The 22471-nt window shown below is 56.7% G+C and carries 20 protein-coding genes; 7 read left to right on the top strand and 13 right to left on the bottom strand.

Annotated features, from left to right (window positions below; translation table 11 throughout):
* The first annotated feature begins 20 nt into the window (after positions 1 to 20).
* Positions 21 to 1013 carry an amidohydrolase family protein gene (locus tag L0U84_RS23075; protein ID WP_233852951.1) on the top strand — a complete coding sequence of 331 codons (993 nt, stop codon included), beginning with the start codon at positions 21 to 23 and terminating at the stop codon, positions 1011 to 1013.
* Here L0U84_RS23075 and L0U84_RS23070 read toward each other — a convergent pair.
* Together L0U84_RS23070 and L0U84_RS23065 are read right to left on the bottom strand one after the other, a co-directional pair.
* The gene (locus L0U84_RS23070; RefSeq protein WP_233852950.1) at positions 1006 to 1905 is read right to left on the bottom strand and encodes a LysR family transcriptional regulator; all 900 of its coding nucleotides are present in this window, start codon (positions 1903 to 1905) and stop codon (positions 1006 to 1008) included. The genes L0U84_RS23075 and L0U84_RS23070 overlap by 8 nt on opposite strands.
* Before the next feature lie 530 nt (positions 1906 to 2435).
* A complete protein-coding gene (locus L0U84_RS23065) occupies positions 2436 to 4211 on the bottom strand; it encodes a flavin-containing monooxygenase (protein WP_233852949.1) in 1776 nt (591 codons plus the stop codon).
* Between the two features lie 246 nt (positions 4212 to 4457).
* Between L0U84_RS23065 and aceA the strand changes: the two genes are divergently transcribed.
* From aceA to L0U84_RS23050, 3 genes are all read left to right on the top strand, one after another.
* A complete protein-coding gene (gene aceA, locus L0U84_RS23060) occupies positions 4458 to 5762 on the top strand; it encodes an isocitrate lyase (protein ID WP_233852948.1) in 1305 nt (434 codons plus the stop codon).
* A gap of 408 nt (positions 5763 to 6170) precedes the next feature.
* Positions 6171 to 6494 carry a hypothetical protein gene (locus L0U84_RS23055; RefSeq protein ID WP_233852947.1) on the top strand — a complete coding sequence of 108 codons (324 nt, stop codon included), beginning with the start codon at positions 6171 to 6173 and terminating at the stop codon, positions 6492 to 6494.
* A gap of 127 nt (positions 6495 to 6621) precedes the next feature.
* Positions 6622 to 6918 (top strand): antibiotic biosynthesis monooxygenase family protein, encoded by a 297-nt coding sequence (locus L0U84_RS23050; RefSeq protein WP_233852946.1) that lies wholly within the window; start codon positions 6622 to 6624, stop codon positions 6916 to 6918.
* A 136-nt stretch (positions 6919 to 7054) separates the two neighbouring features.
* Here L0U84_RS23050 and L0U84_RS23045 read toward each other — a convergent pair whose 3' ends face one another.
* Positions 7055 to 7294, bottom strand: coding sequence for a hypothetical protein (locus L0U84_RS23045; RefSeq protein ID WP_233852945.1), 240 nt, complete (start codon positions 7292 to 7294; stop codon positions 7055 to 7057).
* A gap of 1000 nt (positions 7295 to 8294) precedes the next feature.
* On the opposite strand from L0U84_RS23045, the gene L0U84_RS23040 reads away from it, so the two are divergent.
* Together L0U84_RS23040 and L0U84_RS23035 are read left to right on the top strand one after the other, a co-directional pair.
* Positions 8295 to 8498, top strand: coding sequence for a hypothetical protein (locus tag L0U84_RS23040; RefSeq protein WP_233852943.1), 204 nt, complete (start codon positions 8295 to 8297; stop codon positions 8496 to 8498).
* Between the two features lie 623 nt (positions 8499 to 9121).
* On the top strand, positions 9122 to 10360 hold the full coding sequence (locus L0U84_RS23035) for a hypothetical protein (RefSeq protein ID WP_233852941.1): 1239 nt from the start codon (positions 9122 to 9124) through the stop codon (positions 10358 to 10360).
* Between the two features lie 377 nt (positions 10361 to 10737).
* Here the strand turns inward: L0U84_RS23035 and L0U84_RS23030 are convergent, their stop codons facing one another.
* The gene (locus L0U84_RS23030) at positions 10738 to 11511 is read right to left on the bottom strand and encodes an SDR family NAD(P)-dependent oxidoreductase (protein ID WP_233852940.1); all 774 of its coding nucleotides are present in this window, start codon (positions 11509 to 11511) and stop codon (positions 10738 to 10740) included.
* Between the two features lie 802 nt (positions 11512 to 12313).
* On the opposite strand from L0U84_RS23030, the gene L0U84_RS23025 reads away from it, so the two are divergent.
* A complete protein-coding gene (locus L0U84_RS23025) occupies positions 12314 to 12469 on the top strand; it encodes an IS110 family transposase (protein WP_233856706.1) in 156 nt (51 codons plus the stop codon).
* Between the two features lie 91 nt (positions 12470 to 12560).
* Here L0U84_RS23025 and L0U84_RS23020 read toward each other — a convergent pair whose 3' ends face one another.
* From L0U84_RS23020 to L0U84_RS22980, 9 genes are all read right to left on the bottom strand, one after another.
* Positions 12561 to 14003, bottom strand: coding sequence for an NAD(P)(+) transhydrogenase (Re/Si-specific) subunit beta (locus L0U84_RS23020; RefSeq protein WP_233852939.1), 1443 nt, complete (start codon positions 14001 to 14003; stop codon positions 12561 to 12563).
* Entirely contained in the window at positions 14004 to 14324 is a 321-nt protein-coding gene (locus tag L0U84_RS23015; protein ID WP_233852938.1) for an NAD(P) transhydrogenase subunit alpha, read from the bottom strand.
* A gap of 19 nt (positions 14325 to 14343) precedes the next feature.
* Positions 14344 to 15489, bottom strand: coding sequence for a Re/Si-specific NAD(P)(+) transhydrogenase subunit alpha (locus L0U84_RS23010; protein ID WP_233852937.1), 1146 nt, complete (start codon positions 15487 to 15489; stop codon positions 14344 to 14346).
* A gap of 567 nt (positions 15490 to 16056) precedes the next feature.
* Positions 16057 to 16260 (bottom strand): porin, encoded by a 204-nt coding sequence (locus L0U84_RS23005; protein WP_233852936.1) that lies wholly within the window; start codon positions 16258 to 16260, stop codon positions 16057 to 16059.
* Between the two features lie 1756 nt (positions 16261 to 18016).
* On the bottom strand, positions 18017 to 19357 hold the full coding sequence (locus L0U84_RS23000) for an MFS transporter (protein ID WP_233852935.1): 1341 nt from the start codon (positions 19355 to 19357) through the stop codon (positions 18017 to 18019).
* Between the two features lie 140 nt (positions 19358 to 19497).
* Positions 19498 to 20295 (bottom strand): carboxymuconolactone decarboxylase family protein, encoded by a 798-nt coding sequence (locus tag L0U84_RS44025; RefSeq protein ID WP_233852934.1) that lies wholly within the window; start codon positions 20293 to 20295, stop codon positions 19498 to 19500.
* Between the two features lie 194 nt (positions 20296 to 20489).
* Complete coding sequence (locus tag L0U84_RS22990; RefSeq protein WP_233856704.1) at positions 20490 to 20912, bottom strand: cupin domain-containing protein; 423 nt, start codon at positions 20910 to 20912, stop codon at positions 20490 to 20492.
* A gap of 91 nt (positions 20913 to 21003) precedes the next feature.
* Positions 21004 to 21552, bottom strand: coding sequence for a carboxymuconolactone decarboxylase family protein (locus tag L0U84_RS22985; RefSeq protein WP_233852932.1), 549 nt, complete (start codon positions 21550 to 21552; stop codon positions 21004 to 21006).
* Between the two features lie 11 nt (positions 21553 to 21563).
* Entirely contained in the window at positions 21564 to 22457 is an 894-nt protein-coding gene (locus L0U84_RS22980) for an isocitrate lyase/PEP mutase family protein (RefSeq protein ID WP_233852930.1), read from the bottom strand.
* Positions 22458 to 22471: the final 14 nt, after the last annotated feature.

Raw genomic sequence — 22471 nt, 5'->3', positions numbered from 1 at the left:
CTTCGCGACATGAGGAACCAATGGCCGCGACTTTGCCAGTGATAGACGCGCATCACCACTTGTATGATCGCCCGGGCAAGCGGTATTTGCTCGAGGACATGCTCGAGGACATCCGTTGCGGACACAATGTCCGTGGCTCTGTCTTCGTGCAAGCTCGAGCGATGCAGCGTGCTGAAGGTCCCGAGGAAATGAAGCCCGTTGGCGAAACTGAGTTCGTCAACGGCATGGCCGCTATGTCGGCAAGCGGAATCTACGGAGAGTCGCGCCTGTGCGCCGGCATCGTTGGTTATGCCGACTTGCGCTTGGGCCAAGCCATCCGGCCTGTACTGGAAGCTCACATCCAGGCCGGTGGTGGGACTTCTTTGACCGGAGGCCGATTCTGCGGAATACGTCAACCAGCAACTTGGGACAGTGATCCCAGCCTATTTAATTCAAGCTACCCGACGGCGCCGGACATGTTTGAATCGCCGGCCGTCGGCGCAGCCATGGGTGAGCTCGCCGAACTTGGTTTGACATTTGACGCTTGGGTGCTCTTCACCCAAATTCCGCATGTAACTGCCCTCGCCCGGAGCTTTCCGCAGTTGAGAATCGTGCTGGATCACTGCGGTGGCATTGCCCTTAGCGGTCAGTATCAGGGCCGCAACGAAGAGGTATTCGCTCGATGGAGCGACGCTATTCGCGAACTCGCCAAATCGCCGAACGTGACGGTAAAGCTCAGTGGGCTTGGCATGCGCCTCTCGGCATTTGGCTTTGATTCGCGCGATGTAGCGCCGTCTTCCGCGGAACTAGCGAGCGCTTGGCGGCCTTGGGTCGAAACGTGTCTGGAGACGTTCGGCTCATCGCGCTGCATGTACGGAAGCAATTTTCCTGTCGACAAGGGCAGCTACGGTTATGGGATTGGGCTCAACGCGCTGAAACTCTTGTGCGAGGGAGCGACGCCCTCTGAAAAAGAGGACGTCTTCTGGCGCACCGCAATGCGCTTCTACAACCTGCCTCAGCACCTAGTCAATTAAGCTCTTCGAAGATCTCGACGAGAAAGTCAACGAAGACCCTCACCTTGCGCGAAAGGCCACGACTACTCACATATACAGCAAAAAGATCGGCGTGGTCCGAATGCGGCGCTACAGTGTAGTCGCCAAGGACTTTCATCAACGTGCCATCGGCAATGTGGTGACGCACCATGTAATCCGGCACAACGACTAATCCCATGTCGGCCAAAGCACACCCAAGCAGCACCATGCCGTTGTCAGCGCGAACCGGACCACTCACCTCAATTTCTTTGTACTCTTCGCCTTTCGTAAAACGCCATCGGTTGTCATACGTTGGCGCGGCGAAAACGATGCACTGGTGATTTTGCAGCTCGTCTGGATCTCTCGGCACACCATGCTTACGAAAATAAGCAGTCGATCCGCAGACAATGCGACGGGTTGGACTGATGCGACGCGCGACAATCTCCGCGTCGGGAAGAACACCCAACCATATCGCAACATCAATATTATTGGCAATTAAGTCGCGTCGTTCATCCGTAAGCGTCACGTCTACTGTCAGATCCGGGTACCGCTCCAAGAGCCTCGGCAATGCAGGAACGACAAAGCTCGCGCCAGCAGTAACTCGGAGGGATACCCGAAGCACCCCCTTCACCTCTTCTTGCAGCGATTTGATCTCGGACTTTACCGAATCAAAGTCGTTGACGATGGTCGTTGCGCGCTCGTAGAGCCGACGCCCTGCTTCCGTGAGAGAGAGATTCCGGCTATTTCGATTCAACAGACGAGCACCAAGTTCGTCCTCGAGAGACTTCACCTGGCGTGCGACAGAACTGACTGCGGACGCTTCCCTGGCGGCCGCCGAAAAGCTTCCCGCCTCGACCACCTTCAAGAACGTTCTAACCTGCGTAAATTCATCCATCAAACGTCTCCGTGCCGCCATTGCATACGGCGGATCATATTTTTAGGCGTCGACCTGTCAGAAACAACTTTCTGGCCGTAGAGCTCTGCCAGATGCCACCCCTCCCAAAAACGGAGACAGACGCGACGACACGCGGCCGCCAGAGCGCGTCGCGGTGATATGGAAAGACAGTCTCCGCGCTGCATCTCCTATTCAATCAATTATACAGGGGACAAAGCGCGTTCCGGCACGACGAGGAATACATATCCGGAACGCGAGGCGCCCTCGCAACGGACCGGTGACAATGTCTCTCGAGGCGGGAAGGAATGTCCCGGCGACGGAGCTTCGCCTGCGGGAGTCGTCCCTTCGAAATACTACTTCAGGGCTCCGCCGCGATGCGTGCGCTGCCCAGCCCAAAAGGCAAACAAGCTCTGTGCCCCGAGGCCAATTCGGCCCGAGATCGCAGAGCTGTTCGCCCCAATCCTCGCATCAACGGCAAGTCATTGCCGCCGCGGTCCACCCCCATTTTCTCAGCGGACTATTGACCAAGTTCAATCCACGAGACCGGCTTCACGGGCCTTGATCTGCAGGGCGACGTAGTGCGACCACACACGACCCTGCGCGAAGCCGCCGCCCGTGATCCACAGACCCTTCTGCGCGGTCGGCTTGTACATGTTGGCCATCTCGCCGGTGCTGTCCGTCCCCCAGATCGGCCCGATCTTCTGGACAATCTCTTCGCCCAGGAGCTCACGCACCACGTCCGTCGGCGGGTGATAACCCGTCGCCGCCACCACCAGGTCCGCCTTCTCGATGTGTCCGTCCTTCATCAGCGCGCCTTCGGGCACGAAGCGGTCGAGGTCTTCGTAGTGAAGCAGACCCACGTCGCCGCTGACAATCAGGTCCGAACATCCCACGTTCAGGTAATAGCCGCCGTGGTTCCGGCGAATCTTCATCTGGTGACCGCCGTTCTCCGGACCAAAGTCCAGCTTGAACCCCCTCGCCTGCAGACCTTCAATCAGGTCCTTGTCGATTTCAATCATGCGCTGCGTGGCCAGCTTGTAACCGCGCAGCAACACGTCTGCCGTATTGCTGGTCGCGATCAGGTCGCAGTCCTCCAGCGGCAGGTTCTCCTGGTAGTAGATCGCGTGGTTGATACTGGCCGCCTTCACGCTGAACACCGTCAGCGAACCGCGCTGGATCATCTTCACGTTCGCGCCGTGCGCATGCAGATCCTGCGCGATGTCGTGCGCGCTGTTGCCCACACCCAGCACCAGCACGTTCTTGCCCTTCCACGGCGCACCGCTCTCGAACCCCTGCGCGTGGATCAGCTTGCCCGCGAAGTCCTTCAGTCCGGGCACGTCGGGCATCTTCGGCTCGCCGACCACACCGTTGGCGAACACAATGTGACGCGGATGCAGCACGCGCTCCGTGCCGTCTGCACGACGCACCCGTGCCGTCCACTCGCCGCGCGCTTCATCGTAGCGGCCTTGCACAAAATTCGTGTTGGTCCAGACGTTGCATTCCATCGCAACGGCATACGCCTCCAGCCAGTCGCCCAGCATGTCCTTGGGCAGGTACTTCGGCCAGCTCGACGGGAACGGCATGTACGGCATGTGGTTCAGATGGATTTCGTTGTGCAGTGCGAGCGCGCTGTAGCGCTTGCGCCAGACATCGCCGACTTTGGGCAGCCGCTCGACCACCAGCGCGTCCACGCCCAGCAGGCGCAGGCGCGCAGCAATCGCCAGACCATTGTGCCCGCCGCCGACAATCAGCACCGCCGGCTCGCGGTCGGCGTATTCCTGCTCCTGCGCGCGCCGTTCACCCCACGCCTGGCCACCAAACGTGCGCTTGTTCGCACCGTCGGGGCGCTTCTTGTCCACCGGCTCCTCGAAGCCCTTCAGTTCACGCAACGCGGTGCTGATGATCCACGCCTTCTGCGTCTCGACGACTGGCAGCCGGAGAATACCTACGCAACGCCCTACCGCCGTCTCGCATTGAAAAATCGCCTCGATAATCTCCACGCCGGCGCGCTTCACGCGCCGCGGCGGGGTGCGGCCTTCGGCAATCTTGAACTCCTTCGCCTGCACGCGCGGCTGCTCGCGCAAAAATGTCGACACGACAGCCTCCCGGGAATCCGACGGTGTCAGATTCCACGTGAACGCGAACAGATCCCGCCAGTGCGAGTCCTCAATGAACAGCCGCTCCATTCCCGCACGGTCACCCGTGGTCAGCGCCGCTTCAAAAGACCCCAGCCACAGCGTCACGCTCTCCGCAGGCGTCAGCGCACGTGCTTCCTCGAGCTGCGTTTCGGTCGTCGCATCGTACATTTGCAGTTTCCTCTTTCCATTATTCCGGAGCAAAGCTTCCGTTGCTGATTGCGCGGAACTTCCCGATGTCGAAGATTCTAGAAATCCGCCGTCACGTCAGCTAGACAATCACATGCGAAGGATCATTGCCCGTAGCGCTAAGATGAATCTGCCCAGCGCTGGTTACACTTATCTAACGAATTCGGAGCATTCACGAAGACGGTAATCGCGTTTCACGTATGTACCCGCAAACGCCAGGAGATTTGTATGCAGCGCTTACACGCAGCACGCCAACTTCAACAGCAATGGGAAACCGATCCCCGCTGGAAGGGCATCAAGCGCAACTACATCGCTGAAGACGTAGTGCGCCTGCGCGGTTCGATCCAGCGCGAGCACACGCTCGCGAAGAACGCCGCCGAAAAGCTCTGGCAAGGGGTGAACACCGAGCCGTTCATCAACGCACTGGGCGCGCTGACCGGCAACCAGGCGATGCAGCAAGTCAAGGCCGGCCTTAAGGCGATCTATCTCTCGGGCTTGCAAGTCGCGGGCGACGCCAATTTCGCCGGCGAAATGTACCCGGACCAGGCGCTCCACCTGGCCAATTCGGTGCCGCAGGTGGCCAAGCGCATCAACAACACGCTCACGCGCGCCGACCAGATCCAGTGGTCTGAAGGCAAGAACCCCGGCGACGAAGGCTACACCGACTGCTTCCAGCCGATCGTGGCCGCCGCTGAAGCGGGCTTCGGCGGCGTGCTCAACGCGTTCGAACTGATGAAGGCCATGATCGAAGCGGGCGCAGCAGGCGTGCACTTCGAAGACCAGCTCGCCTCGGTGAAGAAGTGCGGCCACATGGGCGGCAAAGTGCTCGTGCCGACGCACGAGAACCTCGCCAAGCTCACGGCCGCGCGTCTGGCCGCCGACGTCTGCGGCGTGCCGACCGTGCTGCGCGCCCGCACCGATGCGGAAGCCGCCGACCTCGTGACCTCGGACATCGACGACAACGACCGCCCGTTCCTGACCGGCGAGCGCACCGTGAAAGGCTTCTTCCGCACGAAGAGCGGCCTCAAGCAGGCCATCTCGCGCGGCCTCGCCTACGCGCCGTATGCCAACATGATCTGGTGCGAAACGGGCAAGCCGGATCTGGAGTTCGCGAAGAAGTTCGCCGAAGCAATCCACAAGCAGTTCCCGGGCAAGCTGCTCGCGTACAACTCCTCGCCCTCGTTCAACTGGAAGAAGAACCTGGACGACGCGACCATCGCCAAATTCCAGCGCGAGCCGGGCACGATGGGCTACAAGTTCCAGTTCATCACGCTCGCGGGCTTCCACTCGCTCAACTACTCGGTGTTCAACCTCGCGCACGGCTATGCGCGCCAGAACATGACCGCGTTCGTCGAACTGCAACAGGCCGAGTTCGCCGCCGCCGAGAAGGGCTTCACCGCCGTGAGGCACCAGCGCGAAGTGGGTACCGGCTACTTCGACGCCGTCACGCAGACGGTCGAGTGCGACGCCTCGACCACGTCGCTGCACGGTTCGACAGAAGACGAGCAGTTCTTCGACTATGGCGAGGACTAACGCGTCGTCAGTTTGAAGATAACGTTATCTCGAACAGCGACACCGCCTCCGTTCAACTCGTCACAAAGTCCGAGGGAATGAGGTCTGTTCCGACCTCACACGCTTATGTTCAGGAAGTGTGCATTAACGAAGTCAAAGCTTTGCCGCGTAGCAAAGATGCAAAGCACCGATAAGAGTGAGGCGACTCACTGGGCAACTATACAGGCAGCAAAAGAATGAAATTTCCGACGGAATCACAAACGGATTCGTCGGCTATAACGCGGCACCCATGTAGTACGTCAGTATTGGAATTTCTATATCTCATCGAACCCGGCGTCGTGCTTCACGCCATTTCTCTTGACGCAACGCTCGACGCGACACGTGTTTGTACAAGGAAAAACTCTCGCGAATGCGAGCTTGGAGGAGCGTATGAAAACGAAGAAGCTTTGGATCAGTCTTTGCATCCCTTGCCTAGCAGCTGGTATCGCGCTAACGCCTACTGCGAGGGCACAGTCAACAGCCGAACAGGCGGTGCCTGCATCTCACAGCGCAACATCCAAAGAGGAAGCCAAAGCTCAACGAAAAGCTGAGCGAAAGGCCCATCGCGCAAAGAAAAACGCCGAGCTGAAGGATCTGGAAAAGCATGGATATAGTCCCGCTGGCAATCAGACACAGTATCCTCAAAACCTTCAAAACGCTCAGCAGAAGTCAGAAGCTCAGCAAAAAATGAATAAGCCGGCATCGGCGCCCTGATTGGGTCGCGTTGAATTCTCCTGTTTCGCTGTAGGCGGGAGCCGATGTAAGAGCTCCCGCATATCTATCACCCACCGTTCGTCTAAGACTTTGACGCTACGATAGATTCAACGGAAAGGAAAAGACCATGATAGTCGAGCTTGCCGATATCGAGATTCGCGCAGGTGAACAGCAGACCTTTGAGAGAACGATCACCCATGCGGTACAGAATATTCTCTCAAAATCCGCCGGCTTCTTGAGCTACGAGATTAGTCATTCTATTGAGTCTTCGGAGAGATACGTTCTGCGCGTGTGTTGGGAGACGGTCGAACACCATAAGCTCGGATTTCGTCAATCTACGAATTACGAAGAGTGGCAAAAACTAGTTAGTCCGTTCTTTGCGCAACGTCCCCTTGTAGAGCATTTCGAGATAGTTGCGTGTTGAAAGCTATGGTTGGCGCGTGAGTTTCTATCTAACCGTGTTGGCATGGCTCGGTGAGCGGTACCAACACGGCCCCTGACTCGATGCACTCAGCGCGTTGCATTCACCTCTTGCGAATCACGCCCTGGCGTCGCACGAATTAGAACGAGCCTCCACTAGCACTGTCGTCTTTGTCTGCACCCGATGTGGCATCAGCCGTCGCACGTGAACGCTCGCTAACGCGAGCAAGATGGTGCTTTAGAACCCGGCCAACTTCTGCATCCGGACTGTTGAGCACTACGCCGATATCGCACGAGTCTGCGATGACTTGCGCAGCCTCTTCCAGCATACGTGCGAGTTTGCTGTCATGCGAAGATTGATCAATTTCTGCATTCACCATTTGGATCTCCTTAAAAAGACTGCGGCGTCAGTGTTGAGCAGAGTCGCACGCGAAGAGGCAACTGTCAATTGATGTGGACACTATGTGAAACCCCAGCCCGAGTATCGTGCGCGGGAAAGCGAAGTCACTCTGTGTTTTCCGCGAGATCCAAGCCGCTTCCAACTTATGAATTGCAGATATAGGCAGATGCAGAAAATCCGTATGAATCGAGGAACCGTCTTTCAGTAAAATCCTCCAGACTCGTCGCAGCCCTTGTGCTGCGTGTTCAACAACGTAAATCGGTCTCCGCTCGCAATGCGAGTCCTCGATGCGAAGAGTCAGGTGCGCCGGAAAATGAACATTCCCGTGGGCCGTTAAACGGCTCCTTTGCGTTACCAGAAGACGATTCCGACCGGGCCGCTACAAGCAGGTCGTCAGTCGCGCTCAAATCAGCCGTGCAGCGCCCCGTCGCTGCACGGCTGCGATTATCACCATTAGGAAAAAATGATGCACTTCTGGACGACGGCATCCTAGGGACCCTCGTGGACAGACTGGCCAGACTACAAGCCGGACCACGCGACCATTCTGAATCTTACGCTACAGGGCCCTCGCCTAATTGACGGTACTGACTTCGAGCGAAATCACCTTTGTGCGTTTTCGGACTCGCCTGGAGTCTATTGATATTCTTTATATGAGTTGATCGTCGACGCCACCAGCCGCGGGACAGCCTGACCTTTATGCAATGTCGGAGACATGGCGATCCGTAGTCGCAATCTAAACCGCACCTGTGGGACGGCTGGCCGCTCGAAGCGGCGAGTTCGAGGCAAGGTTCCTTCCTGGCGCAAAGGTCCTTGCCTCCGACGGGGGTGTCCGCTTCGCCTCCAGCGCTCTAGAATTTCCTCATTAGTTCAACGCGTGTCGGTCGGACCGCCGCTCGAAGTGAGCGAAAAACCGATGCTTCCGTCCGCACACCGGTGCCATTGCGGTCATTGTGCCACCGTCGCACTCTGGAGAAGAAGTGATGACAATCGAACGTCGTTCTCTGAAAGAAGCGGTAGAGACATGGCTAACTCCGAACGGCGCAGTACCGCTAGGAATTGAATTACTACGTCGCCATGGACACCGTAGATACGTCATTATCAAGGCAAGCAGAGCTACAGAGGCATTGTTTTTCTATTTCTTTCGTCATCCCAATGGTGACTGGTGTGTCTTCCCACCCAACTGAGGAAGCCGCAGCGCGCAACGCGGCATTCTCTCAGACAGCGCACTCCGCTTTCGATTGCAAGCACGCTTTCTCTTCTCCCTTCCCCCAACGTCTGAGCGCGCTGGCGTTTAACAACCCTGCAAAAGGAAATGGAACAACCAGTGCCGTACACCCGGGCGATACCAAGCCACCACAAAGGTCGTAGCAGAATATAAGCCACGTCTCCTGCCAGGCTCTAGACAAAAACTCGAAGCAACGATGAAAAGTGGCGGCGGTGTGCCTACGAATCCTAGCTTGCTGCGCCGTTCCTCCCTCCAATTTCGGGCGAGTGCTAGATATGAGGATCCTTTGCGCTTGACGCAAACCAGCTTCCCGGAAGTTGCTTGCAACGGTAAGCCGCCCACTGACATATACTCGACACATGCTCAGCTTCCAAGTCATCGAGCAGCTTAGCGTTGACTTTCCAAACTACAGAAAGACATAGATCTTATTGGGAAATCGAACCGCTTTCCCGATCGCGCTGCCTCACGTCGTCGACTGCTGCCGAGGGACGTATAACGGTAGTTACTTCTGATGAAGGCGCTGCACGACAATCCGTTCAAACGAAGGTTGACTCGATGAATACTGTACGAAATCGCCCAACCTTGTACGGCATTCTGCTCAGCGCGTGGGTGATTCTTCCAGCATTCTACAGTCCCACTTCTGAGGCACATGCGTTCGCGACTCCATACGCCCTACCAGTGCCTTTTTGGCTGTACGCATACGGCGCAGGCATGGCGCTGTTGATATCTTTTATCTTCTTCGCGGTTTTTTCATCCCCCAGCCTCTCCGGCGAGACCGATCGAAGAAACATACCCATCGCGAAACCCAGTCGAGATTACTCGTTTCGCATGCCGGCACTCTTGATCGTCGCCCTACAAATATTCAGCACATTCGCATTTGCGGCGACTATTGTGTGTGGCCTAATCGGTTCGCCAAACGCCATGTTAAACATCAACATGACTTGGTTCTGGATTGTATTTTTGCTCGCCGCTCTGTATGCCGCAAGTATCGTGGGCGATTTCTATAGGATAGTGTGCCCGTGGCGCAACTGGCCGCAAGATGTCTTGCAGTTGGCTCGCGCGACTTATGAGATGCTGTCGATCTATCCAGCTGTGGACGGTAAGAAAAGGCGTGCGGCTGCGTGGGAATCAATTTCCAGCCAGATTGCAAGCTTCTCGTCCGCCAAAACCAAGGCACAAAAGGCGGCGTGGTTCTCCTCGCATGGAATATCAGATACTACCTTTCTCGACGGTGTCAGCTTGCGAGATGGCCCCGGATGGCTGCCGGTCCGGTGGAACGGTCCTAAGCTGCCCGACCTAACCAGTAAAGGACAAGCACAGCATGGCGCTGACCCTGTCCTCGTCCAGTTCTATCGCACTTTTTTGGATGAATGGCTTACCGGTGCAGCGAAGCCCGGAATGCTTAGAAAGTCGATCGGTGAGGACACAACTCTCAATCGCGACCCATCGGAGATGCCTCTTGAGTTGCGGCTTTGGTTGTGGAGGCTGCGTGACCATGGTGCGGCTATTCCATTCCTCTTCGAAAAGAGCGGTAGCCGAGTGAATCTTGCGGCGGCGTTAGCCCTTACGAAGCACGCCGGCGCTTTCGCAGAATACAGAACGATAAACGAGGCGGTATTGCCCTTAATGGTTGAGGGCGACGCACCGTCACCCGTTCTTCCATTTCTGATATACGAGGTCTCGCAAGCGCAACCCCAGCCCCGTCGCGCAGTAGCCCTACTCCGGCTACGCGACGCTCCATACGAAACGGTGGCAATTGGTGCCTCAAATACGGGCGGTCACTGGACAATCACTTCCGTTTGGTCGACTTTTGACTATTAGGCAATACCCGTCCTCCGGGGAGGACTGCGTGCCAGCGCCATACGCTCCCCATCGTGCTCACTGATGCAACTGTCTCTGCCTCTACGCTTCTAGCTAACAAAGTGTGCGGCGGACGAGCCGGGGGGCTGCGGAATAAGCGTTCCTGGTCTATGTTGTAGCCATGTAGCCAATGTGCGCGTCTTGAGCGCGCGAGGAGGCGGCGCAACACCAAGCGCGCCGCGAAGAACAACCGTTTAGCTCACCAGCGTAATCTCCGGCGGAAGTTATATGCAACGATGGGATGCGCACACATTCAGGCGACGGTGAATGCACAGGAGTTCGGAAATCGTATCTTTGTGTCGCCGCCACCTTCATCCTCGCGCGTGATACCCGGATTTTTAACGTTCTGCTGGTTGCGGAATACCGGTTGTGGAACCGCCATCCACCGGCAGAACCACACCAGTAATGAAACTTGCATCCTCTGATAGAAGGAAAGTGACAGCTGCGGCGACCTCTTCTGGACGTCCCTCGCGTCCAAGAGGATGTGCGGCACGAATACGTTCAGCGTCGGCCGGATCCGCAAACATCGGACCTGTCATCGGAGTACGGATCGTACCGGGCGCTACCACGTTCGCTCGGATACCGAGTGGTGCAAGTTCGAGCGCCATTGCCCTGGTCAAGCCACACACGCCGAACTTGGAGGCAACGTACCCCAGACGACTCTCGATGGCCATTATCCCGGCCGCAGAACTTACATTTACGATCGAACCTGCACTGTTCAACTCTGCTAACGCTCGAGCAAAGTACTGACAGGTGTTGAAGGTGCCTTCAAGATTCACGTCGAGCACGCGGCGCCATACGTCGGGCTCAAAATTCAGAAGCCTACCAACCCCACGTACCCCAGCTGAATTGACCAATCCGAACAGCGTTTTGGATTGCTTCCGAGCAGTCGCTATCATCGACTCGACCTGAGCCCGGTTTGAAACGTCCGCACAGACACCCACAATCCGCCCGCTATGTTCGAATTCGCGCACAACCTTGTCAACTTCTTCGGAATTGACATCAGCGGCCACGATCGCCGCTCCTTCCGTGATGAGGCGACTCACACATGCCTTGCCTATTCCGCTAGCTGCCCCAGTAACGATGACAGTCTTTCCATCAAATCGATTCATTGCACTCTCCAGAATTCTAGTATCCATCGACGTCGTGAGGCCAAACGCCGATTCCTGGCCGTGGTCAAGACCTCTTTCCCTATCGACCAAGACTGATTAACTTCAAAACAAAGCTTTGGACTGGTCTCCTACGCCTGATGAAGCGGCTTGAATAACCGTTCGTGGAATAGTTTATTTGATCGTGTGTTCACGCAGTAGCCGGCAGAAATGGCATGCACTTATGTATCGGGAGCATGAATCGGCGAGTCGGAGAGAATGAACCACTCGCTCAATTGGCTTTCGATCTCGCGCGCTAGTCGCGCGCTGCGCGGCCGAACAACCCATCATCGCGAACGAGCGCCCGCGCCATCTTCGGCCTTTTTTTATAGCCGCGCCGTCAAGAAAACGCCACGACGGAATCAGCATGCGCCCCCTTAGCTCGGGCGTTTGCCCATGAGCCTGGTGCCGTCGCGGGCAGCCTAGCGCCCGGCCGCCGAGGTCTACGTGATGCTGCTCACCGAGCAGTGTAGCTGGGTGAGGCACGAGCGCAACCCATAGGTGGTGCTCGCCGGCCACCGCCGCGGCCGCGCGAAGGCAAGCGCCACCGAAATCGAACCGGTGCTGCCGGGCAATTCGCGCGATGAGCACGTGTTCGTGCTCGGTCTGGCACCGGCGATGTTCGACAGTCTCGCACAGCACATCCTCGAATACGACGCGATCGACACGCTGCTAGCACCGCTCGGACGTCACGGCAGTTGGCCCTCTTGCAAGCTGCGCGGGGGTGGATCTCACGCGCATCAACGACCGGTCGGTCACCACCGTGATGACGATCCTTTCGGAGATCGGGTCAGATCTGAGCCGCTTTGCGAAATTCAAGCACTTCAGCTCGTGGCGCGAGTTGTGTCCAGGTACGAAGACCAGCGGCGGCAATATAGTGAGCGCGCGCACCCGACGCTCCACCAACCGGGCACGGCGCTGAGGCTTACGGCCGTGAGCGTCAGCCAACGACTTTGCGCTCGGCGCGCATTATCGGCGCCTCTGCGACCGAAGGACCGTAGCCCATTTCGTGGCTATTCGACCGCCTTCATCATGTCCTCCACCACCTTCTTCGCATCTCCGAACACCATCATCGTCTTGTCCATATAGAACAGTTCGTTGTCGAGACCAGCGTAGCCCGCCGCCATCGACCTCTTATTAACGATAACCGTCCGTGCCTTGTGCGCTTCCAAGATAGGCATACCCGCGATCGGCGATTTGGGATCGGTTTTCGCCGCCGGATTCACAACGTCATTCGCCCCAAGCACCAGCACCACATCCGTCTGGCCAAACTCACCGTTGATGTCCTCCATCTCCTCCACCATCTCGTAAGGTACCTCGGCCTCGGCCAGTAGTACGTTCATGTGCCCCGGCATTCGCCCCGCGACGGGGTGAATCGCATACCGCACGTCGATGCCCTTCTCCACGAGTTTGTCGGTCAGCTCCTTCAACGCGTGCTGCGCGCGCGCCACGGCAAGACCATACCCCGGCACGATCACGACGCTCTCTGAATTGCCAAGCATGAACGCGGCATCATCGGCCGAACCGGACCTCACCGGCCGTTTCTCCGCAGACACGTTCGCGGTCGCACCACCCGACTCACCACCAAAGCCGCCGAGAATCACGTTGAAAAACGACCGGTTCATCGCCTTGCACATGATGTATGAAAGGATCGCACCCGATGAACCCACGAGCGAACCTGCGATGATTAGCATCGGATTGTTCAGCGAAAAGCCAATGCCGGCTGCTGCCCAGCCAGAGTACGAGTTGAGCATCGAAACGACCACCGGCATGTCCGCGCCGCCGATCGGAATGATGATTAGCACGCCGAGCCCGAACGCGATGACCGTCATGATGATGAACGGCAGCCACGAGTCCGTCAGCATAAAGATCACGCCGAAGCCGACCATCGCGATGGCGAGCAGCAGGTTGATCCAATGTTGTCCCGAATATCTGACGGGCGCGCCCTGAAACAACCGGAACTTGTACTTGCCCGAGAGCTTACCGAATGCGATGACCGAACCCGAGAACGTTATCGCGCCGACAAACGTGCCGATGAACAGCTCAACGCGATTCCCGTACGGAATCGGCACGTCGGGCGCAGCGAGTCCGAACGCGTACGGCTCCGCAACCACCGCGTACGCGATACAGACAGCCGCAAGACCAATCAGCGAGTGCATCGCCGCAACAAGTTCAGGCATTTTGGTCATCTCGACTTTCGCGGCGACGTACGCGCCCGCACCGCCACCGACGATTAATGCCGCGCATAGCAACGAAAGCCCAAGCGTCAGATTCGCTTGCAGATAAGCAGCCTGCTTCACGATCAGCAGGAGCGTCGTAAGAATGGCGATAGCCATGCCAACCATGCCGAAGGTATTGCCAATGCGCGCGGCCTTCGGATTCGACAAGCCCTTCAAAGCTTGGATGAAACACACCGAGGCAACGAGATACAGAAGTGTGACGACATTCATGCTCATTTAGACGCACTCCTTGCTCGTGACCTTCTTCGATGCCTTCTTCTTGAACATTTCAAGCATTCGCCTCGTGACAAGAAAGCCGCCGAACACGTTTACCGCTGCGAGCAGTACGGCGAAGGTGCCGAAGGCCTTGCCCGCGACGCCGACCGTGAGACCCGCCGCGAGCATCGCGCCGACGATGACGATCGCCGAAATCGCGTTGGTCACGGCCATGAGAGGTGTATGCAGCGCGGGGGTGACGTTCCAAACTACGTGATAGCCGACATAAACGGCCAGCACAAAGGTGATTAAGTTGATCACTGTGTGATTGATGACATCCATGTGCGTCTCCGTGTCGGCGTCAGGCCGGCGCTCGGGCGATCTGTCCGTCGCGGCACTGGAGCGTAGCCGTGACGATGTCGTCCGCAAGGTCGATGTTGAGGGTACCTTCCTTCGTCAGGATGAGCTTCAGGAAGTCGAGAAGATTGCGTGCGTAGAGCGCGGAGGCGTCGGCTGCGACCATCGAGGCGAGGTTCGTGTGGCCGACGATATGCACGCCGTACCTCATTACCACCTGGTCGACTTCTGTGAGAGGGCAGTTTCCGCCTTTCCTGCCTTCGAACTCAGGACCGCGTCCAGCGGCGAGATCGACGATCACAGAGCCAGGCTTCATGTGCTTCACCGTTTCCACCGAAATCAACGTCGGCGCGGGACGCCCCGGAATCAATGCTGTCGCGATGACGATGTCCGCCGCCTTCGCCCGCTCATGCACTTCCGCCGCTTGCCGCATGAGCCAGCTTGGCGGCATCGGCCGCGCATAGCCACCAACACCTTCCGCAGCCGCGCGCTCCTCATCCGTTTCGAACGGCACGTCAATGAACTTCGCACCGAGTGACTCGATCTGCTCCTTCACGGCCGGTCGGACGTCTGACACTTCGACCACCGCGCCCAGACGCTTAGCCGTCGCGATCGCCTGCAGGCCCGCGACGCCCGCGCCAAGCACCAACATGCGTGCCGCCTTGACGGTGCCGGCGGCGGTCATCAGCATCGGCATGAAACGCTGGTAATACTGGCAGGCCATCAGCACCGCCTTGTATCCTGCGATGTTTGCCTGCGACGAGAGAACGTCGAGGCTCTGCGCACGGGTTGTGCGCGGCGCTGCTTCGAGTGCGAAAGCGGTGACGTTAGCAGCGGCGAGGCGCGCCGTGTTCTCGGTGTTGAAGGGATCGAGCATGCCAACGAGCACGGCGCCCGGTTTGAGCATCACCAGTTCCCTATCGCTCGGCGATTGCACCTTTAGGACGATCTGAGCGGAAAAAGCCGTAGCAGCGTCAACGACATCAGCACCCGCCTGAACGAACGCGTCGTCGATATAGTTTGCCGCCAAACCCGCACCACTCTGAACATGAACGTGATGTCCTTGCGCGACTAGTTTTTGGACAGTCGCGGGCGTGGCTGCGACGCGTAGCTCATGCTGTTGAGTTTCCTTTGGTATTCCTATCTTCACAGTTTATTACTCATCTCAAGTAAGTTCGTGCGACTAACGCCTCGGAGGTGCCGCACTCGAAGCCATCACTATTGACGAGCCGTGATCGCTAGGAGTCTGTATCGTGCACCCTCTGCGTTTCCAGCGGCGATGGCGTTCCCAGGCCTCTCGCCATACCGCTGAAACGTTGATTGGAGCGGGCCTTGGCAGAAAATTGCTATCCATCGTCGATTGCAACCAATGTGCAGGTAGGTGCCTTTATGTACCTGCTTCGAGCAAGTGCGGTATTTTGAGGGCGATCGACTCAGAGCGAAAGCTTGTGACATCCAACCTTATAGCCTGCAGTTATGTCATAGGAGTTCCGCACTGATGTCGCTGCGATATCCGACTTGCGTTATGGAGGCGACCTGCTTCGACCTCAGGGAGCCGCCGGGCTCAAGAGGATTTCGACGAGAAGCGCGATATTGAATAGCGAAGAGATAAACCGCCTCTGGGACGGCACACCGAGAAGTTATTTCCAAGTCTTGACCGACCCTCGCGAGCACTGGCTGGTGGTTGCCTCTTGGGGATCAAGAACGAGGCAGGCCGTCATCGACTCCGATAGGAGTGGCTCAGCCAGACCTCAACACCCGATTCATTCCCACTTGTCAATTGCCAAGACGAATGGCCGCCGTTGTTGCTGGTGTACACGAGACCGGTATCGACGATACCGAAGAGAGTGACACTACTTTGTGCATGAACAACACCAGAAAATGTGCTCAGCGCTGCGACCAGAAGGACCGTTTTCTTCATCGACGTATCTCCGCTTATTTATAGTACTACTATTGATTTCGACGACATCATGATTCAACAACGACGTATTGAGCGGTGTCTTCCAGTGAAGGAAACCGTGTTGCATCGCATACGTCACGTGGTAAAACATACAACCTCGTTTGCTTCGGCCGCCGATCTCCCGATAGGGCGAAGTTCGCGCAGAAAATCGGTTGCCTAGGTCAGTGCGATCAGGTATCCAGTCGCTTCACAAATGGCATACAATCCACTGACATCCGAGACGTTACTTATAACGATGTGTGGGAGGACCTTCCACTGGTTTGTCTAAATGAACGATTTCGATGCCGAACTCGAGAAGTACTGCGATGATCGCGCCAATTTGCTCGTACAGATCTGGTGGCATTGGAGCCGTGCGAATCCATGGCGCTCCAAACTAGCCCTTCCGATTGGGTCTCCAGTACGCAATATCGAGGTAGTGGTCAATTCGACCGCCCGGGATAGTTCCTTCTTTCGCACACGGACGCGTCTTTCAACGCGAAGCGCTTTTGGGAGACGTTATCGCGGAGTCGGAAGCGCCGACAAACCGCCCGTACCCGCCCAAAAGTCTGCGTGTCGTTGTTGGACACGTCGTCGGCCGGCGGAACAGTCTGCGTCGCGTCACCAATCGCGCATGTCGCCCATCGCTCATGACTGTGCTTTCGTCGCCTCGGTCGCGGTCACCTCCCCCTCCCTTGCTCAACTGCTAGATATTGAGATTAGCTTTGTCCGACATCAGTCTAGGGAACGCTGAGATGGATAACTAGCTTAGGGGCGAATCGGATATGCGCTGTGGTTATAATCTCCTGGCGTGTGTCTTGACGCCCAACTGCGTCCACAACATCACTCGCACGACCCGTCAAGCGCCACAATTTGAGCGATTAATATTTATATTATTTTATATAATATCTAATTAATATTAATATTGCGACGGAAGTAAAAAAAATATTTACTTTAAATGGGCATATAACATTTATCAGTTATTGGCTCACGCTTTCAATGACGGAGCAGGTGCTGCATGGCGCCCGAAGTTACCTCGTCAATCCTTTCGACACGTTGTCTGCTGTTCCAGCGCCCGATTGTGCCCAGCTGCCCTTTTATATGTCAGCGAGAACTGGCGGGGTTTAGAGCGTCTAAACAGGTGTTTTAGACGTTCATGAAATACGTCCAGTTCACATCCCCACGATCTCTCTCAATAATATGATATTGGAGTACTAATTATTTGGCAAAATCTGCGGTCGTAGAGCGACCCTATCGGAGGTCGGCCTCGCCAACTCCTGGCTGTGGTTTAACACCGTCTTCGGTCAATAGTTCCGCCGCGATTGCCCACCCAATCTACCCGAGCCACAGAACAATCTACCTGATGATCCATTCTGAACGCCAACCCCGGCCTCCTTCTGCGCCGCTTCGTTTCTGGCGCGACTATATCGCGATATAGTCGCGGTAGGGCGGATGATATATCTCTTGCGTAGCGGCCGCCGAATTGACGGTGGGTTCCGCCTTCAGGGCCGCGTGGAACGCAGGAAACTTCAAGCAGGAGGGGCGTGGGAGGGGGAAAACTCGAGCATTCAAGCGAGGGCTGCAAGGCGCGCACACGCGAGGCATCCCACGTGAGCCAGGATCTGAGATCCTCAGTGGCGAGCCGATCACGGCGTTAGCGCGAAAACGGAGTCGCAGCGGATTTCGCATGCGAGTCCGGAGTGAAGAAAGTCTTTTTGAACTACGATTCGGGCGAAATTGGTCAGGCCAGATGTGAATCGTGTTCTTTGAGGCTGGACAACGCTAACACGATGGCAACCGCGAGTAAGTCCATTATCCCGAGAAAGTAGAGGCCACCGGAGAAACTACCGGTCGCGTCCTTTACGAGGCCCATGACCCAAGGCCCAGCGAACCCGCCCAAAGCACCAATACAGCTAATAATGGCTATGGCTCCGGCAACGGCAGCGCCACTGAGGAAGGTCGATGGGAGTGTCCAAAACGCCGAGACACAGCCGTACGCGCCGAACGCCGCGAAGCTGAACGCCATCATCTTGACCTCGAGCGTCTGCGTCGACGCAGCGACAATCAGAGCGACTGCCGCAACGAGCAACGGCACCGCTGTATGCAACCGACGTTCTTTCGTCGCGTCGGAGCGGCGGCCAAGCCAAATAATGCCAACGCTTCCGGCGATATACGGGATTGCGGAAACCAGCCCGGTCTGGAAGTTGCTAAGACCGAAGCCCTTCACGATCTGTGGAAGGAAGAAGCCAACGCCGTACACGCTCAAAACGATGTTGAAGTGAACAAGCGCCATGAGAAGAACACGGGGTTCAACCATCGCCTGAAGTACAGAGTACTGGCGAACATCTGTCCGTCGCTTTTCCTCGCTGGCAAGCGTTTTAGTAAGCCAATCACATTCATCTGGCGAGAGCCACTTCGCACTCCTCGGATTGTCTGACAGAAGAAAAAGGACGAGTCCTGAAAGGAGGATCGCCGGCACGGCTTCGAGTATGAACATCCATTGCCAACCGTGCATCCCGAGATATCCATCAAAACCAAGAAGTGCGCTTGAGATTGGGGCGCCTATGAGAAATGACATAGGTCCGGCGACCTGTAGATAGCTAATGGCCCGCGCCCGATAGGCTGCCGGGAACCAAGTCGTCAGGTAGAAGATCATCGCGGGGAAGAAGCCGGCTTCCGCTACCCCTAGAAGGGCCCGCATCGTGTAAAAGCCACTCGCACCTTTCACGAAAGCCATTCCCGCTGCCACAACTCCCCACGTGAACATAATGCGCGCTACCCACCGACGAACGCCGAAGCGCGTCATCAGAATATTGGAGGGGACTTCCATCGAAAAATACATGAGGAAGAAAATCCCTGCACCAAATCCGAATTGCGACGCCGTAATCCCGATGTCCTTGTTCATCTGGAGCGCCGCGATACCTATATTCGTTCGGTCAAGGTACGCAACGAAATAGCACAGCAGAACGAACGGAACGAGCCGTTTTGTCGCTTTACTGATTGTCCGCCGTTCAATGGCGCGTGAGTCGGAGTTTCCAACAGCGCCTTCAACACCCGCGCTGCCTTGTTCGAGCAACTGCATGAATCTGTCTCCTAAACGAAATCAAGACGACTTCGCCGCGGGCTACGGGCATCAAAGACCCTTGTCGGCGAATTCGATCTCACGCCATAGCCACCGACGGGTTCCTAAGCTAGTTGGACATAGCTAACGGCTACAAGAAATCAACTTGCCGGAGACTCAAACAAAGCCTCAGCACTGAGGATGTAACCCTCCAGTCCGATCAGCGAAGCGAGCTTGAATACGTCCAAAATTTCGTTCGCGTTCGCGCCTTCCTTGAGCGCATTTCGGATGTGGATACGGAGACCCGGCTCGAAAGTATGTGTCACGGTACAGTCAATCGCGACGCAGATTAGCTCGCGTTCCTTTCGTGTCAATGAGCCATCTTTCCACGAGACTGTTGAGATTTTCGACAGTTCAGCAAAGTATTCTGGCATCATTCTCGCGAGCAAGTCTCGTTGCTCATTCCAGAAGCCACGTTCCCGAATGAAGGCGTCCTTGATCGACTGGGCCGCCGGGGTCAACGGTGGGACTTCGGCGTCCGGGTGTCCGAATTCTTTCAGCTCACCAATCAAGACCGGCATTGCAAAGTAAAGGGCGTGATTGGCCGCACTGACAATGGTCGTCAAAACGTCCACGACGTCCAATGCGCTTGCTCCCGCCGAAATGGCACGGCGAACATGCCTATGCACGGCCTCCGAGTCCAGCGCTGTCACAGTCCCATGAAGCGCGACAAGGACAAGTTCTTTCATCCGCGGAGAGAGCGCACTCGGCTTGAATGCCATACTCCAGAAATCGGAAGCCGTCGCATGAAGGCTCGGCGCATTGCGTCGAAGCCCATCTGGAATCTCTGCAGACTTGAATACGGCGTCAAGCTCTGCGAGACGGCGGCTTGTTTCTTCGTCCAAAGGTGAGGCACTCTGCACTTTCTGATCGGTCGTCATAACGGGATTGGATTTCACCAAAACTCAGTGGAATGTTGATTGTCGTTTGAGCGGAAACTGCCGCCAATAGGTGTAGGCACCCACTTGAGCGGAGGCCAGAGGCTGTGCGCAATTATCTTTGCGTGGAGTGGGAAAGATCTTTGCGTGAAATAGAAAGTCTCATTCATTCCTCCGTGCAGGTGCTTAATCGGGATGACTCAGCGCCGGGGCCCTTAGGTCTTGCTCCAAGCAGCCGGCTCAGGAGCCTGGCAAGGGCCATCCACTCCGACGCTAGAGAAGTCAGCCGGACCGACGATCTCGAGATATTCCATATCCGGCGAATAGTCGAACAAGAAATGCCGGATTCCAGGTCGCTGGTGAACGCAATCCCCCGCCGACACCAGAGTCTCCTGCCCTTCGTACATGAACTTCGCCCAGCCCTTGAGCATGTAAACGATGTGGAATTGGGCGTCGTGAACATGCCAGCCCGTTCCTGCTTCGGGTTCAGCGTTGGCACGGACGAGGTGTGCTACCACCTTTCCTTCCGTTGCCTTCGCGATCCCAAGGTCGCGATAAACAAAGAAATCGCGCAGGCCGCCACTCTCGAACGCTGTATCGCTCGGTTTGATATGAGAAAAGTGAGTTGTCGAAGTCATTTTCGTACAGATAAAGTAGGGAAAACTTTGTCTGACCGGCGTGAACCTTGGCCGGAACAGTGTGTTCAAGAGGCACGGATTCCCAAATCCGTTACCTGCGCTCATCTTCGGGCGTTACGCCTAGTGCCACAAGGAAGCGGGCAACCATGTTGTACGTCGCGATCGACGCCGTAATTTCCACGAGCTCCTGGGTATCGAAACGCTCCTGAAGAAGACCGAACAGAGCATCATCGACTTGTACGTTACGCGTCATCTGCTCCGCATACCGAACAACCAACGCTTCGTCTTTACCCATCCCTTGGAGCGCGTCGTTGTTGTGCGATTCGAGATACATCTTCAATGCGTCCAGTTCTGCCTGCTCGCCACCGGCCGCCAGAAAATCTGGAGCATGGTGGTGATATTCGTAACGGGCGCCCGTAATTAACGCCACAGTGCAGATGCCCAACTCGCGAAGCTTTCGACTCACTCCTAGCCCAGTGCGCACGCCTTTCAGATAGACGTTCCAAGCGCGCGCAAGCGGTTCGCTCCATAGGAGGGCGCGGTCAAGGTCTATCAGCTTGCCGCCGCGTCGCTCGAGAATCGCCTCGACGAGTTCTGTTGGCTGTGGCTTTTGTTCCGGGGTCCACTTTGAAATACGCATATGATCAATTCTCAGTTTCGAAATGTTGTCGCGGAAGCGGGCACACCGTATCGCTTTTCAACCTCTTGCAACTCCTTGAGGCCACCGAGCGCGGTGAACTCCTTGAAGGTCGCGCAGCGATCCACCACCCCAGCTACTGTCCCAGTCGACTTGATCTCGGCCAGCACTTCTCTCATCGCTTTAATCGCGGCCAGCGTGGTGAAGTTCGGCAGAAGCATCAGCTTGTAGCCCAGTTCACCGACCTCATCCACAGACAGTATCGGCGTCTTTCCACTCGATGACATGTTAAATACGTGCTTTCCCGGCAGACGCCTCGGGATCTCGGCGATCTCATCTATCGAGCGTGGAGATTCGACGAAGAGCATGTCTGCTCCAGCTTCCAAATAGGCCTCGCCGCGACGCACTACTTCATCCATCCCATCGACGGTAAGCGCGTCACACCGTGCAATGATCAGAAAGTCTGGACTGGAGCGCGCGTCCACTGCTGCACGAATCTTCTGAACGGCCTCCTCAATGGGTATGAGACTCTTCCCTTCCATATGGCCGCATCTCTTAGGGAAGACCTGATCTTCGAGGTGGATAGCACTGACGCCAGCGCGCTCGTACTCCCGCACGGTGCGCTGCACGTTCAGCTGATTGCCAAAGCCGGTATCGGCATCGGCAATTACTGGCACCGACACCGATTGCGCGATCGAAGCGGCGTTGTCGGCCATCTCGGTCAAAGTCATCAGGCCGAGATCAGCGTATCCCGCCCGCGCCAGCGCAGTGCCGCCACCTGCCATGTAGACGGATTCGAACCCGGCCTGCTCCGCGATTTTTGCGGGCATTGGGCCGAACACGCCAGCGCTCAAAAGGGCGCCATCACGGTCCAAAAGCTCGCGTAGGGTTTTATTGGGCTGTTTCATGCGTCGGCTCACCG

The organism is Paraburkholderia sp. HD33-4 (assembly GCF_021390635.1).
Lineage (GTDB): Bacteria > Pseudomonadota > Gammaproteobacteria > Burkholderiales > Burkholderiaceae > Paraburkholderia.
Note: the sequence above shows the minus strand (reverse complement) of the source record. Positions and strands in the feature narration are given on the sequence as shown.